Origin of the sequence: Streptomyces sp. NPDC050121 (assembly GCF_044460385.1) — a bacterium.
GTDB lineage: Bacteria > Actinomycetota > Actinomycetes > Streptomycetales > Streptomycetaceae > Streptomyces > Streptomyces soliscabiei.
This window is the reverse complement of the sequence record NZ_JBITJV010000001.1, coordinates 472,797-486,469: the sequence shown is the minus strand read 5'-3', so window position 1 is coordinate 486,469 and position 13,673 is coordinate 472,797. Positions and strand designations below refer to the sequence as shown.

Sequence of the window (13,673 nt, the reverse complement as noted above, 5' to 3'; positions counted from 1 at the left end):
ATATTCCGTCGCGGTTCACGATGCGACCCATCGACCGCGACCGAGGGCTCGACGACGCGCCCCTCCGTGCTCACCACCGCTACCACCGCCACCACGGACAGCCAACGGAGGAGACACATGGTCACCAACCTTGATGTGACGCTGCGGGACGGGGGCTATCGCAACAACTTCGGCTTCTCGCTCGACTACGCCCTGCACCACGCCCGGGAGAGCGTGGCGGCAGGCACCGAGTGGGTCGAGATCGGCTACCGGAAGGGATCCTTCCAGCCCAAGCCGGGTGTGGGGCTGACCGGTGTCGGCGCCGACGACTACATACGGGCCGTCGCCGAGGTCATACCGCCCGAGCGCATCTGCATGATCCTGCACCCGAAGAACATCGTCGACGACGACCTCACGCGGATGTACGACGCGGGCGTACGGCTCGTACGGTTCTGCCTGCCGTCGAAGACCCCCGAGCCGGGGCTGGCCATGCTCCGCAGGGCCGCCGACATCGGCTTCACCACCACCGTCAACATCACCCGGGTCAGTCAGCTGGACCGCCGCCGGCTGGTCGAACTCGCCGTGCTCTCCGAGGACGCCGGGGCGGACGTGATCTACCTGGCGGACTCCAACGGCAGCCTCCTGCCGGACGAGGTCTCCCGACTGGTCACCCTGGTGCGCTCGGTGACCGGCTCCGCCATCGGTCTGCACGCTCACAACAACCTCGGCCTGGCCCTGGCCAACTCCATCGCGGCGGTCGACGCCGGCGCCACCTGGATCGACTCCTCGGTCCTGGGCATGGGCAAGGGGCCGGGCAACCTGATCACCGAGCAGTGGCTGGCCTACCTGGCGCGGGCCGGCCAGGCCGACCGCTACGACCTCGGCAGGATCCTCACCCTCGCCCACCGCATGGAGACCGAGATCCCCGAGGCCACGCCCTCCCTGCCGTTGCCCGACCTGGTCCTCGGCCACTTCGACCTGTCCGTCGAGGAACGCGGCAAACTGCCCGCCGACCACATCGGCGCCGCCTTCAGCGCCGCCCGCGAACTCACCTCCGCGGCGGTCGCGGCGTGACCTCGCACTCCGCGACGCCGGTGCCGACGTACACCAGTGCGTCGGCGCCGGTCGCCGTACGACTCGGCGACGGGCGGGCTCCTCGTACCGCGGCTGTCCTCGCGCCCGTCATGGGGCAGTGGGACCGGGGCGCCTTCCTCGCCCCCGTCGCGCAGGCGCTGACGGCGGAGTACCGGGTGACGGTGTACGACACTCTGTCCCTGCTGCGCGACGGCGACGACCTGACCGCGCTCGCCGCCCGCTGGGCGGACGTCCTCGGCGCCGACGACCCCGACCTGCTGGTGGGCAACGCCCTGGGCGGCGCGGTCGTCCAGCACCTCCTCGGCCGGCCGTGGACCAGGCGGGCCCGCGTCGTCCTGCTCTCCGCGCCCACGGTGGCCGACGGGCCGCTCGACGCGGCACTGGAACGCGTCGCCGCCGCCGTGTCCTCCCACGGCACGGCCACCGCGGTGCGCCTGCTCCACGAGGTCGTCCGCGGCCCGGACGACATCCCCGCACCGCAAGCCACGGCAGCCACGGAAGGTTCCGACCCTCTGGGAGACGATCCGTCGGCCGGGCGGCGGCTGGCCGACGGCCTGCGTCTGCTGCGCGGTGCCGACGCCCGGCAGCACGTCGAGGCGTTCCCCGGGAATCTGCTGCACGTCTACGGCACCGAGTCCCGGCTCGTCCAGCGCCGTCACCTCGCCGCCGGCCCCGGGCACACCCGCGTCGGCATCCCGCGGGCGGGCATGCGCCCGCACGCCGATCAGCCGCAAGCAACCCGGCGGGCCATCACGGCGTTCCTCGGCCATCCCCTGACGAAGAAGGACACATGAGCAGGAAGACCGTCGCGGTCCTGCCCGGCGATGGCATCGGCCCCGAGGTACTCGACGCGGCGCTCCCGGTGATCGACGCCCTCGGTCTGCCTCTCACCCTCGAACGCGGCGACATCGGCTGGGAGTTCTGGCGCAGCGAGGGTGACCCGGTGCCGCAGCGCACCTGGGACCTGATCGGCCGCAGCGACGCCGTACTGCTCGGCGCGACCACCAGCAAGCCGGGCCGCGAGGCCCTGGACGACCTCGCACCACCGCTGCGCGACCGGGCCCCGCACTATGTGTCGCCCATCATCCAACTCCGCCAGCGCCTCGACCTGTTCGCCAACCTCCGCCCCGTCGAGAACCACCTCGGCGGCACCCCGTACCGCTTCTGCGTCGTACGGGAGAACACCGAGGGCCTCTACGCCGGTCTCGACTGGAGCCGGGTGCCGGAGCCGATGTGGCCGCTCGTCGCCGAGCACCCCAACGCCCGCCGAAGCGGTCCGGACGGCACCGCGGCGAGCGTGCGGATGCTCACCCGCCACGGCCTCGACCGCATCCTGCGCTTCGCCTTCGAGCACGCCCGGGCCCACGGCCACCCCCTGGTCACGCTCGCCGACAAACCGAACGTCCTGCGGCACAGCAGCGCGTTCGCCCGCGAGCGGCTGGAGGAGATCGCCGCCGGGTACCCTGGGATCGAGTACGAGATCCTCAACGTGGACGCCGTCGCCCTGTGGATGGCGCGGCGCCCGGAGCGCTTCGGCGTGATCGTCGCCGAGAACATGTTCGGCGACATCCTGTCCGACCTCGGTGGCGGGGTCATGGGCGGCCTGGGCCTCGCGCCCAGCGCCAACATCGGCGAGCACGGGAACTACTTCGAGCCGGTGCACGGCAGCGCCCCGGCCCTGGCCGGCACCGGCCGCGCCAACCCGCTCGCCGCCTTCCTCACCATCGGCCTGCTCCTGGAGCACCTCGGGTTCACCGAGGCCGCGAACGAGATACGGGGCGCGGCCGCCCACGTCGCCCGCCGCCGCGACCGGGTGACGTACGACCTCGGCGGCACGTCGACCACGGGGGAGTGCGCCGCGTCCGTGCTCGACGCCCTTGGTGCCGCGGCCCTCGGTGCCGCCCCGAGCGCGTACACCGCCGCCGTCGTCACCGTCGGGGACGAACTGCTGCGTGCCGCCCTGGAGGACTCAAACGCCTCCGAGGCCTCCCGCAGGCTCGCCGCCCGGGGGCTGCCCGTGCGCATCCGGCACACCGTCGGCGACGACGAGGCGGCGATCGCGGATGCCGTCCGCGCCGGTCTGGGCCGGGACGACGTGGTCGTCGTCATCGGCGGACTCGGCCCCACCTCGGACGACGTGACCCGGGTCGGAGTCGCCCGCGCCCTGGGCCGCCCCCTGGAACACCGCGAGGAGGCCTGGCAGGGCGTCGTCGAACGGCTGACCCGCTTCGGGGTCGCCGTCCACGAGGACAACCGCCGCCAGGCGCTCTTCCCGGAAGGCGCGCGACTGCTGCCCAACACCGGCGGCACCGCATGGGGCTGCCGCGTCGACGTCCAGGGCACCACCGTGGTGATGCTTCCCGGCCCTCCGCGCGAGTGCCTGCCGATGCTCGACACCGTGCTCCGCGACGGCCTCGGCCACCTGCCCGAACCGGACGCCGTCAGCACCGTGTTCCGCCGCACCCTCGGCCTCATCGAGGCGGACGCCGCCGCCGCGGTCGACACCGTCGTCAGGGACCAGGGACTGAGCGTCAAGCCCGCCTACCGCTGGCACTACCCGTACGTGGACATCCGCGTCGACTGCCCGCCCGAGGCCGCCGGGGAACTGGCGAAGCGGCTGGACGCCGTTCTCGCCGGACATGTCGTCACCGATCGGGAGCGGACCGCCGTGCAGGAACTCGCTGCGCTGCTCGCGGGGCGCGGTCTGGCACTCCACGTGGAGGACCGGGTGACCGGCGGCCGACTCGGGGCGGAACTGGCCGCCGCAGGCGGGTCGGTTGAGGCTGGATCCGGCGGCGCGATCTCCGCGGTGCTCGACGCGACCTGGGACACCGGAAGCCGTGAGCACCACACCGGCACAGTCCGTCTCGTCTGCACCGTGAGCGACGGGGCGGGGGAGCGGACCAGCGAGCTGACCGTCCCCAACCGAGGCCCCGAAGTCGCCGACTACGCAGCCCAGTTCGCCGCCTGGACCATTGCCCGCCGGATTCCGGAGGAAACCGTATGACCACCGCACCCGCCGCCTCCTTCCTGGACACCCTGGACAGCGCGCTGCGCGCCCGGCTCGCGCGGCTGGACACGGCCGCCCTGTCCGACGCCGTCGACAGCCTGCGCGCCGCGCCGTGCGTGCTGCCCGGCATCCGGCCGCGCACGCCCGGCACCGTCGCGTTCGGCCCGGCGTTCACCGTCCGCTACCGGCCCGTCGAGGAGGACGGGGCCTTCCACAACGCGGCCGACTACATCGACGACGTCCCGCCCGGCTCCCTGGTGGTCGTCGACAACGGCGGCACCCACGCCTGCACCAACTGGGGTTCCCTGCTCACTTCGGTGGCGCTGCGCCGGGAGGTCGCGGGCACCGTCGTGCACGGATCCGTCCGGGACGTACGGGAGAGCCGCGAGGCTGGCTACCCGCTCTTCAGCACCGCCGTCAGCATGGTCAGCGGCAAGAACCGGGTCGTGCTGGACCGGACCGGGGTCGGCCTGGACATCGCCGGCACCCTCGTCACGCCCGGCGACCTGGTCTTCGCGGACGACAACGGAGCGCTGCGCATCCCCGCCGACCTGATGGAGGAGGTCGTACGCAGGGCCGAGGCCGTCGGGCGGACGGAACGCCGTATCCGCGAGGCCGCGGCGGACGGCACCCGGCTGGACGAGGCCCGCGCCCGCTTCGGCTACGCGCGTCCGTGGGAGGACAGGGGCCACGATGACGTCGGCTGACGTACACCCGGCCGACGTTCAGCCCGCGCCCACGGCAGAACAGGCCCGATTCATCGATGTCCACTACCACTCCGGCCCGGACGCCTACGTACGGCGGTGGACGGCGGCCGAGGCCGGTGCCCACTACGCGCGGCTCGGCGGCTGGGTGGTGCTGAAGAACCACCTGGGCTCCACCGCGGCCCAGGCCTGGGAGGCCCGTCGGCAGGGCCTGCCGGTGTCGGGGTCGATCGTGCTCAACGACATCGCGGGCGGCCTCGACCTCAGGCCGGTGCGGCAGGCGGTCATCCAGCACGGCGAGGACAGCGGCCTGCGGCTCATCGTCCACCTCCCGACGGTGACCGGACGCGCCCACAAGAGCCGGCTCGCCCGCACGCCCGCCCACCCGCTGCTGGCGGACGGTCTGCGCCCGCTCACCGTCACGGGCGAGGACGGCGCCCTGCGCGCCGAGGCGCGTGAGCTGCTGCGCATGGCCCGCGACCTGCCGATCGTGATCTCCACAGGACACGCCGACGGACGGGAGGTGCGCCTGTTGGTCGAGGAGGCGGTACGGCTCGACACCCCCCGTCTGATGCTCAACCAGCCGGCCAACCCGCTGACCGGTCTGACCTGCGCCGACCTGCTCGACATCACGTCGGCAAAGCAGGTCTACACCGAGCAGACCGCGCTCACCCACCTGCTCGGCTATCAGGACTGGGACGACTTCTCAGAGGTCCTCGCCCGGGTCCCGCGGGTGGTGTACAGCTCCGACCTGGGGCAGACCTCCCAGATGGACATCGGGGAGTGGCGGGCCAGCAGCGAGAGCTGGTTCGCGAAGGCGGGCCTGGACGAGGCGCGGATCGCGGAGGTCACGCGCGACGCTCCGGCGAGGATGCTCAGCCTGTGATCCACTTCGGGCGGACCCAGGTTGCTCAGGGTCCGCCCGCTCGTGGTTCAGCGGTCGAAGAGGCGGACGTTCCCGCGCACGCTCAGGGCGCAGAAGACGACCGTGGCCACCAGCAGCACCAGCCTGGTGAGCGAGAACAGCACCTCGCGTCGTCGCCTCCGGCTGCGTGTCGGCGGGAGTTCGTCGGCGTGTCGGTCGGTGCGTGCGATGTTCGCACATGACGGCTGGCAGTGGTCAAGGCTCGGGGCGTCGGTGACGTCGAGGCGATGACACAGGGCACGGTCGCGCTTGGGGGGCCGCAGCCCTCGGCCGTCCGGTGTGGCGCTCCGCGTCCACGACGTGCACTGGCCTGAGAGCCTGCCCGGCGCAGGATGGCGACGATCCGGTCGATTAGCGCCTGTGACAGAGGGGGCGTGGCAATCGAAGCATGTCTCACTACGTGCTGCGCAGTCTGATCCGCAAGTAAGGATCAAGCGAGCGGTTCCGCAGGCGAATCGCAAGCGTCACGGCACGGCTTTCGAGGGCCGCATCCCCGGTCAAGGGGGTGCGGCCCTCCGCCGATCCCGCACCACTCGCAGGAGCGCCGTGCGCGCCCGTTTACAACTGGGCCGTACGGCGCTATCTTCCGCCACAGGTGAAGTGGGAGCGCTCCCATAAAGGCTCGTGCCCGGCGGACCGGAACCTGTCGGGCCCGGGTCCGGGAGGCTCCCGCTTCGCGCCCCTGCGCTCACCTGCACTCCTGCGCTCACCTGCACTCCTGCACCCACCTGCACTCCTGCACCCACCTGCACTCCTGCACCCACCTGCACTCCTGCACCCACCTGCGTCCACATCCGCACTGCTTCCTTGCCCGCGCGGTCCGTACACGGAAGGCGGACTCATTTGCCATGCAATCTGTCATGATCACGTCAGAAACGAAATCGCGGTTACGTGCCAGAGCCCTTCTCCTCGTCCTCCTGGCCCTGCTGGCCACCGTCCCCGCCCTCGGTCTGATCGTCACGGCCGGCGGGAAGGCCGAGGCCCACGGCACCCCCATGAAACCCGGCAGCCGCACCTTCCTGTGCTGGCAGGACGGGCTGACCGACACCGGTGAGATCAAGCCGATCAACCCGGCCTGCCGCAACGCGCAACAGGTAAGCGGCACCACGCCGTTCTACAACTGGTTCTCGGTGCTGCGCTCCGACGGGGCGGGCCGCACCCGCGGCTTCGTGCCGGACGGCCAGCTGTGCAGCGGTGGAAACGCCAACTTCACCGGTTTCAACGCGCCCCGCAACGACTGGCCGCTCACCCACCTCACCTCGGGCGCGTCCGTCGACTTCTCCTACAACGCCTGGGCGGCACACCCGGGTTGGTTCTACGTCTACGTCACCAAGGACGGCTTCGACCCCACCAAGCCCCTCACCTGGGACGCCATGGAGGACCAGCCGTTCCTCTCCGTCGACCACCCGCCGCTCAACGGCAGCCCCGGCACGGTCGAGGCCAACTACTCCTGGACCGGCCGACTCCCCGCCAACAAGTCCGGGCGCCACATCATCTACATGGTCTGGCAGCGCTCGGACAGCGCCGAGACCTTCTACTCCTGCTCCGACGTCGTCTTCGACGGCGGAAACGGCGAGGTGACCGGTATCCACGAACCGGGCAACCCCAGCGAGCCCGTCCCCGGCACCTGCACCGCGACACGCAGGACCACCAACAGCTGGAGCGGCGGCTACCAGTCCGAGGTGACCGTCACCAACTCCGGCGATGTCCCGATGCTCGGCTGGATGGTCGACTGGACGCTGCCCGGCGGTCAGTCGGTGGTCAGCCTCTGGAGCGGCAACGCGACGTACAACGGGCAGGCGGTGATGGTCCACAACACCGACTGGAACGGCTCGTTGAGTCCCGGCCAGAGTACGACGTTCGGATATGTCGTGTCCGGCTCGGACGGGGACAGCGCCACAAGCCTTCCCTGTAGGGTCGGTTGAGCCACAGCGACTCTGAGCGGACCCGGTGAGCGGCGAGCCGCGTGCCACCGGGTCCGCGAGCCGGACCTGCCGCACCGGGGAATGGGGCGGCCCTGGGCGCCCCGCCCGGACGGTGCCATGAGCAGGCGACAGGTTCGACGGCTTGGGGGAACGGGATGCTGACCGGGATCGTGATCGACGCGCTGGATGTCGCGCGGATGAACCGCTTCTGGTCGGACGCCACGCGGGGCCTGACGGGCGGCCTGCGACTGCGGTTTGTGCCGGCCGCGAAGCCGAAGACGGCGCACAAGAACCGGCTCCACCTCGACCTGGCCGGGGGGCCCGACTGGGCGGCCGAGGTGGCGCGCCTGCTCACACTCGGTGCGCGGCGGGTCGACATCGGCCAGGGGGACGTCCCGTGGGACGTGCTGGCCGATCCCGAGGGCAACGAGTTCTGCGTGCTGCGTCCCGGTCACCCCGGTGTGCTCGCCGACTCCGGCCTCGTCGCGATCTGCCTCGACGTCGCGGAGGAGGATCGTTACGCGCAGTCGGCCTTCTGGCAGTCCCAGGCCGACTGGCACGCGGTCGAGTCCCACGACTCGTGCGTCCGGCTGCGCCGCACTCCCGTCGGCACGGTCTCGCTGGTGATGGGGCCGCCCGCGGCTTTGAAGAAGGCGAGGAACAGGCTGCGGCTGGAGGTCACCCACCGCGACTGGGAACCCGGCGAGTTCCTCGACGCCGGCGGGAACGAGTTCCACGTCACGCGGTGATTTCGCCGCTTTCGTCGAGTACCGGGCAGTGGTGGTGGGCCTTGCCGCTCTCTAGATTCCGGATCAGATCCGGTTCATCGCGCTCCAGACGTCGTGCGGGCTGTTGATGCCACAGACCGGCGGTCGGCCGAAAAGGCCTTGCCCGGCATGCGGACCCACGCGTACGTTTTTCGGCATGGGAACTCTGTGATCGCCCCCCGTCCGACCGCGTAGAGCACTGCTCGGCCGTACCGCACGGTTTCTGCCGTGGCGTACGGCTTCGACAGCGGCACACAGTGCTGCTGCAGAGCCCCGCTCCGTCGTCGTGGCGTGCTGATTCCTCATCGAATCCGTTCCATCGGCCTTCCGCACGGCCGAGAAACAGGGGCTTTCACATGCGTGCGTCAACATCCTCGCCCTCCTCACCGCTTTCCCGGTCCTCCCGGTCCTCCCGGTCCTCCCGGTCCTCCCAGCTCTCCCTGCACGGCGTCACCAAGCGCTACGACGACCACACGGTGCTCGATCAGATCTCCTTCAACCTCGCCCCCGGCGAGAAGGCCGGAGTCATCGGCGACAACGGGGCGGGGAAGTCCACGCTGCTCCGTCTCCTCGCCGACGACGAGCGCCCCGACCTGGGGGAGATCACCGTGGTGGCACCCGGCGGAACCGGTTACCTCGCCCAGACCCTCGGCCTGCCCGCAGAGGCCACCGTCCAGCATGCCGTCGACCTGGCGCTGTCGGAGCTCCGCGCGTTGGAGTCGGAACTGCGGCGCACCGAGGCCGAATTGGCGGAGGCGGCCGAGGGCGCGGAACTGGATGCCGCCCTTTCCACGTACGCCCGGCTGACCGGACAGTACGAAGCGCGCGACGGCTACGGCGCCGACACCCGCGTCGACGCCGCGCTGCACGGGCTCGGTCTGCCGGGGCTGTCCCGGGACCGCAGGCTCGGCACGCTCTCCGGCGGCGAGCGGTCACGGCTGGCCCTGGCCGCGACGCTGGCGCCCCGGCCCGAGCTGTTGTTGCTCGACGAACCGACCAACGACCTCGACGACCGGGCCGTCGGCTGGCTCGAGGACCATCTGCGGGCCCACCGGGGCACAGTCGTCGCGGTCACCCACGACCGGGTGTTCCTGGAACGGCTTACGACCACCGTTCTGGAAGTGGACGACGGCCGAGTCACCCGCCACGGAAACGGTTACGCCGGTTATCTCGCCGCCAAGGCCGCCGAACGCCGTCGGCGGCAGCAGCAGTACGACGAGTGGCGTGCCGAACTCGAGCGCAGCCGTCGGCTGGCCGAATCCAACATGGTTCGTCTGGACGGCATCCCGCGCAAGATGGCCAAGGCGGGGTTCGGCCATGGCGCTTTCCGTGCCCGGGGTCGCGCGCACGGTGCGATGAGCCGGATCCGTAACGCCAAGGAACGGAGCGAGCGGCTCACCGCGAACCCGGTGTCGCCGCCGCCGGACCCGCTGACCTTCGCCGCCCGCATCGACACCGCGGGCAGGACGGACGACGGGCCGGCCGCCCGGCTGGACGACGTAATCGTGCAAGGCCGGTTGACCGTGCCCGAGTTGCATCTCGACCCCACCGAACGGCTGCTGGTCACCGGCCCCAATGGAGCAGGCAAGAGCACCTTGCTGCGCGTCCTGGCCGGCGAACTGCGGCCGGACGCCGGAACAGTGAAGGTTTCCGGCCGGGTGGGGCACCTGCGGCAGGAGGAGGTGCCGTGGCCGCCCGAGCTGACCGTGCTGGCGGCGTTCGCCCACGGCCGTCCCGGCGACCGGGACGAACACGCCGACCGACTGCTGTCGCTCGGACTTTTCGAGCCCCGCCAACTCGGTTTGCGAATCGGTGAGTTGTCATACGGGCAGCGAAGGCGGATCGAGCTCGCCCGGCTGGTGAGCGAACCGGTGAACCTGCTTCTGCTGGACGAGCCCACCAATCACCTGTCGCCTTCCCTGGTGGAGGAGTTGGAGGAGGCGCTGACCGGTTACGCGGGTGCGCTGGTGCTGGTCACGCACGATCGCCGGATGCGGGCGCGGTTCACCGGTTCCCGGCTGGAACTCGTCGAGGGTGCCGTTGGGAGCAGGCGGTGACGACGGGCTGACCTCACTCGGCCAACTGCTCTGCCAGCCAGTGCAGTTGGCGTCGCACCTGTTCGGCCTCACCCCCCTCGTGTCCGTTGTACGGGTACGGGTGGATCTCCCGCCGCGGATCCGCGCCGCCGCTCAGCTCCCCGTACCGGTTGAAGGCGGCGTACGCCCCGCTCGGCGGACAGACCGTGTCGCGCAGGCCCGTGCCGAAGTGGGCGGGTGCATGGGCACGGCGGGCGAAGGAAGCGCCTTCCACGTAGGAAAGCGTTCGGTAGGCGGTTTCTTCGCTGCCGCGGTGAACGGAGAGGTAGGCGGCGATCTCGCCGTAAGGCCCCGCGTCGGTGAGGTCCAGGGCACGCCGGATGCCGCACAGCAGGGGTGCCGTGACGAGGACGGCGGCCAGGTCGGGGACCAGGCCCGCGACGGCCAGGGCGAGTCCGCCGCCCTGGCTGTTCCCGGCGGCGACCGTGCGGGCGGGGTCCACGCCCGGCAGCGCCCGGACCGCCGTCACCGCGCGCACCGCGTCCGTGATCAGCCGGCGGTAGTGGTAGTCCCGCGGGGAGAGCAGGCCCCGGACGGCCGGGCCGGGGCCGCCGGGCGCGCCGGCGTGCGGGTCGGGGGTGGCGCCCCCGTTGCCGTACTGGTCGCCCTGGCCGCGGTTGTCCATCAGCAGGTGGGCACAACCGGCGTTCACCCAGGTCAGGCGCTCGTGGGGGAGACCGCGGCCGCGCCCGTAGCCGGCGTACTCGACGACCGCGGGAAGCGGTTCCCGCGCGCCGGAGGGAAGGCTGAACCAGGCCCGCACCGGGTCTCCCGCGAAACCCCGGAACGTCACGTCCCAGGTCTGTGTCAGACGCAGACCGGTTTCGACGGGATCCACCGACACAAGGGGCTCATGCTGCGCGGCCTCCTTCAGCGTCTCGCTCCAGAACGCGTCGAAGTCGGCGGGTTCGTCGGGCTCGGGTCGGTGGCGTTCCAGTTCGGGCAGCGGCAGGTCGAACGCGGGCACAGGGGCACCTCGCAGGGGTTGTGGGCGATCGATCGTTGCGTAGCTCGTACAGAAATTTGCGGAGGACGGTAGCACCCGACTCTCCGGTTGTACCCCGCCCGTGAGGGATTCCAACGCCCTCAGACGTCCCACCAGTCCGGTGTGCAGCACCCATTGACAGCGCTTTCCGTAACCCCTTACGTTGCCGCAGAGTTACCGGTAAGGGCACGAAAGTTTCGAGATCACGCGCTGCGAGTCGAGCGTTTCGAACACGCCCCGGGAGGCCCGAGCATGAGCACCTCCACCACATCGGCCCCACCTCCAGGAACCCAGGACCCTCCGCCCGAGACCCGGCACGGTCCCACACCGCTGACCGCGCGCCGCGGCTGGCGGCGGGCAGTGCGACGGGACTGGCAGCTGTACTCGCTGGCCGTGCTGCCGCTGCTGTTCTTCCTGGTCTTCCGCTATCTGCCGATGATCGGCAACGTGATCGCCTTCCGCCGCTACGAACCGGGCGGTTCGATCCTGGGGGAGCAGTGGGTGGGGCTGCGCTATGTGCGGATGTTCCTGACCGACCCGACCTTCTGGCAGGTCTTCCGCAACACGCTGTGGCTCGGCGGGCTGACGCTGGTGTTCTGCTTTCCCATCCCGATCGTCCTGGCCCTGCTGCTCAACGAGGTGCGCCGGCGTTCTCTGAAACGGTTCGTGCAATCGATTTCGTATCTTCCGCACTTCCTGTCGGTCGTGATCGTCGCGGGTATCACGATGCAGATGCTGGCCACGGACGGCCCGGTCAACCATGTGCTGGGCTGGTTCGGTCACGACCCGGTGCGGTTCATCCAGGAACCCGGCTGGTTCCGCACGATCTACGTGGGCTCGGAGATCTGGCAGACGGCCGGCTGGGGCACGATCCTCTACCTCGCGGCCCTCACCACGATCGACGAGGACCTCTACGAGGCCGCCCGCATCGACGGCGCGAACCGCTGGCGGCAGATCTGGCACGTCACCCTGCCCGGAATCCGGCCCACCATGATCACGTTGCTGATCCTCAACATCGGCACGTTCATGGTGGTCGGCTTCGAGAAGGTCCTGCTGCTGTACAACCCGCTGACCTATCCGACGGCCGACGTGGTCTCCACGTACCTCTACCGCGCCGGCGTCGAGTCCAACAGCTTCAGCTACGCCGCCGCCATCGGCCTGTTCGAAGCGATCATCGGCCTGGTGCTGATCACCAGCGCGAACCAGGTGTCGCGACGCACGGTGGGGACGAGCCTGTGGTGAGCCTCCTGCCCCCCCGAACCCCGCGTCCGCGCACCTCCGTGAACCAGCCCACGCGCGGTTACCGCGTTTTCCAGGGCGTCAACGGGGTGGTCCTCACCCTCGTCGTGCTCGTGACGCTCTATCCCTTCGTCAACATCATCGCCCGCTCGTTCAGCGGCGAACGGCAGATCCGCGCCGGTGAAGTGAGTCTGTGGCCCAAGGGGTTCAACCTCACCACGTACAGAATCGTCTTCCAGGACTCGATTTTCTGGCGAAACTACGGAAACACCGTGCTCTACACGGTCGTCTCCACCGTCGTCGCCATGGTCCTGACGACGTGTTACGCCTATGTCCTGTCGAAACGAAATCTCAAGGGCCGTGGCTTTCTCGTCGGCGTCGCCGTGTTCACCATGTTCTTCACCGGCGGGCTGATCCCCAACTACGTCCTGGTCACCAGCATGGGCCTGAAGAACTCGGTCTGGGCGATCGCCCTGCCGAACGCGATCAGCGTCTTCAATCTGCTGGTGATGAAGGCATTCTTCGAGAGCCTGCCGACCGAACTGGAGGAGGCCGCGGAGATCGACGGGCTGAGCACCTACGGCGTGCTGCTCAGGATCGTGCTGCCGCTGTCCAAAGCCGTCATCGCGACGATGGTGCTCTTCTACTCCGTGTCGTTCTGGAACTCCTGGTTCTCGGCGTTCCTATACCTGGACCGGACGGAACTCATGCCGGCCACCGTCTATCTGCGCAATCTCATCTCAGGCGCCACCACGGGCGGCAACGCCGGTGCCGGCACGGAGCAGCTCAGCCAGGTCGGGGCGAACATCCAGGCGGTCACGATCGTGCTGACGTCGCTGCCGATCCTCTGCGTGTATCCGTTCGTCCAGCGTTTCTTCGTCTCGGGCGTGATGCTCGGCGCGGTCAAGGGATGAGCCGCATACCCAGCACCCCGGTCTCCGTCGAAGG

12 protein-coding genes are annotated in these 13,673 nt (G+C 70.3%); 10 read left to right on the top strand and 2 right to left on the bottom strand.

The features are described 5' to 3' along the window. Positions 1 to 117 precede the first annotated feature (117 nt). From ACIBTS_RS02215 to ACIBTS_RS02195, 5 genes are read left to right on the top strand one after another with little or no spacing between them, the layout of a single operon-like run. Complete coding sequence (locus ACIBTS_RS02215) at positions 118 to 1,053, top strand: hypothetical protein (protein WP_399315909.1); 936 nt, start codon at positions 118 to 120, stop codon at positions 1,051 to 1,053. Next, positions 1,050 to 1,868, top strand: coding sequence for an alpha/beta fold hydrolase (locus ACIBTS_RS02210; RefSeq protein ID WP_399315908.1), 819 nt, complete (start codon positions 1,050 to 1,052; stop codon positions 1,866 to 1,868). Before ACIBTS_RS02215 ends, ACIBTS_RS02210 begins: the two co-directional genes overlap by 4 nt. Further along, entirely contained in the window at positions 1,865 to 4,081 is a 2,217-nt protein-coding gene (locus tag ACIBTS_RS02205; RefSeq protein WP_399315907.1) for an isocitrate/isopropylmalate family dehydrogenase, read from the top strand. Before ACIBTS_RS02210 ends, ACIBTS_RS02205 begins: the two co-directional genes overlap by 4 nt. After that, positions 4,078 to 4,791, top strand: coding sequence for an RraA family protein (locus tag ACIBTS_RS02200; protein ID WP_399315906.1), 714 nt, complete (start codon positions 4,078 to 4,080; stop codon positions 4,789 to 4,791). The genes ACIBTS_RS02205 and ACIBTS_RS02200 overlap by 4 nt, the downstream gene beginning before the upstream one ends. Next, a complete protein-coding gene (locus ACIBTS_RS02195) occupies positions 4,778 to 5,674 on the top strand; it encodes a DUF6282 family protein (RefSeq protein ID WP_399315905.1) in 897 nt (298 codons plus the stop codon). The genes ACIBTS_RS02200 and ACIBTS_RS02195 overlap by 14 nt, the downstream gene beginning before the upstream one ends. 536 nt (positions 5,675 to 6,210) lie before the next feature. Here ACIBTS_RS02195 and ACIBTS_RS02190 read toward each other — a convergent pair. Further along, positions 6,211 to 6,507: a hypothetical protein gene (locus ACIBTS_RS02190; protein WP_399315904.1), complete on the bottom strand. Its 297-nt coding sequence runs from the start codon at positions 6,505 to 6,507 to the stop codon at positions 6,211 to 6,213. Between the two features lie 66 nt (positions 6,508 to 6,573). Between ACIBTS_RS02190 and ACIBTS_RS02185 the strand changes: the two genes are divergently transcribed. The 3 genes from ACIBTS_RS02185 to ACIBTS_RS02175 all read left to right on the top strand — a co-directional run bounded on the left by ACIBTS_RS02185 (position 6,574) and on the right by ACIBTS_RS02175 (position 10,462). Further along, a complete protein-coding gene (locus tag ACIBTS_RS02185; RefSeq protein WP_399315903.1) occupies positions 6,574 to 7,638 on the top strand; it encodes a lytic polysaccharide monooxygenase in 1,065 nt (354 codons plus the stop codon). 155 nt (positions 7,639 to 7,793) lie between these two features. Beyond that, positions 7,794 to 8,387 (top strand): VOC family protein, encoded by a 594-nt coding sequence (locus tag ACIBTS_RS02180; RefSeq protein ID WP_399315902.1) that lies wholly within the window; start codon positions 7,794 to 7,796, stop codon positions 8,385 to 8,387. A gap of 374 nt (positions 8,388 to 8,761) precedes the next feature. Beyond that, the gene (locus ACIBTS_RS02175; RefSeq protein ID WP_399315901.1) at positions 8,762 to 10,462 is read left to right on the top strand and encodes a TlrC/CarA/OleB/SrmB family ABC-F type ribosomal protection protein; all 1,701 of its coding nucleotides are present in this window, start codon (positions 8,762 to 8,764) and stop codon (positions 10,460 to 10,462) included. 13 nt (positions 10,463 to 10,475) lie between these two features. On the opposite strand, the gene ACIBTS_RS02170 is transcribed toward ACIBTS_RS02175, so the two are convergent. Further along, positions 10,476 to 11,468 carry an acetylxylan esterase gene (locus tag ACIBTS_RS02170; RefSeq protein ID WP_319675297.1) on the bottom strand — a complete coding sequence of 331 codons (993 nt, stop codon included), beginning with the start codon at positions 11,466 to 11,468 and terminating at the stop codon, positions 10,476 to 10,478. 270 nt (positions 11,469 to 11,738) lie between these two features. On the opposite strand from ACIBTS_RS02170, the gene ACIBTS_RS02165 reads away from it, so the two are divergent. After that, complete coding sequence (locus tag ACIBTS_RS02165) at positions 11,739 to 12,728, top strand: ABC transporter permease (protein ID WP_399315900.1); 990 nt, start codon at positions 11,739 to 11,741, stop codon at positions 12,726 to 12,728. 38 nt (positions 12,729 to 12,766) lie between these two features. Beyond that, on the top strand, positions 12,767 to 13,639 hold the full coding sequence (locus tag ACIBTS_RS02160) for a carbohydrate ABC transporter permease (RefSeq protein ID WP_319675305.1): 873 nt from the start codon (positions 12,767 to 12,769) through the stop codon (positions 13,637 to 13,639). The last annotated feature ends 34 nt before the right edge of the window (positions 13,640 to 13,673 follow it).

Bases quoted from the DNA above. Each gene is read 5' to 3' on its own strand.
- ACIBTS_RS02215 (WP_399315909.1), top strand. From the start codon at position 118: ATGGTCACCAACCTTGATGTGACGCTGCGGGACGGGGGCTATCGCAAC.
- ACIBTS_RS02205 (WP_399315907.1), top strand. From the start codon at position 1,865: ATGAGCAGGAAGACCGTCGCGGTCCTGCCCGGCGATGGCATCGGCCCC.
- ACIBTS_RS02200 (WP_399315906.1), top strand. From the start codon at position 4,078: ATGACCACCGCACCCGCCGCCTCCTTCCTGGACACCCTGGACAGCGCG.
- ACIBTS_RS02195 (WP_399315905.1), top strand. From the start codon at position 4,778: ATGACGTCGGCTGACGTACACCCGGCCGACGTTCAGCCCGCGCCCACG.
- ACIBTS_RS02190 (WP_399315904.1), bottom strand. From the start codon at position 6,507: ATGTGGACGCAGGTGGGTGCAGGAGTGCAGGTGGGTGCAGGAGTGCAG.
- ACIBTS_RS02185 (WP_399315903.1), top strand. From the start codon at position 6,574: ATGATCACGTCAGAAACGAAATCGCGGTTACGTGCCAGAGCCCTTCTC.
- ACIBTS_RS02180 (WP_399315902.1), top strand. From the start codon at position 7,794: ATGCTGACCGGGATCGTGATCGACGCGCTGGATGTCGCGCGGATGAAC.
- ACIBTS_RS02175 (WP_399315901.1), top strand. From the start codon at position 8,762: ATGCGTGCGTCAACATCCTCGCCCTCCTCACCGCTTTCCCGGTCCTCC.
- ACIBTS_RS02165 (WP_399315900.1), top strand. From the start codon at position 11,739: ATGAGCACCTCCACCACATCGGCCCCACCTCCAGGAACCCAGGACCCT.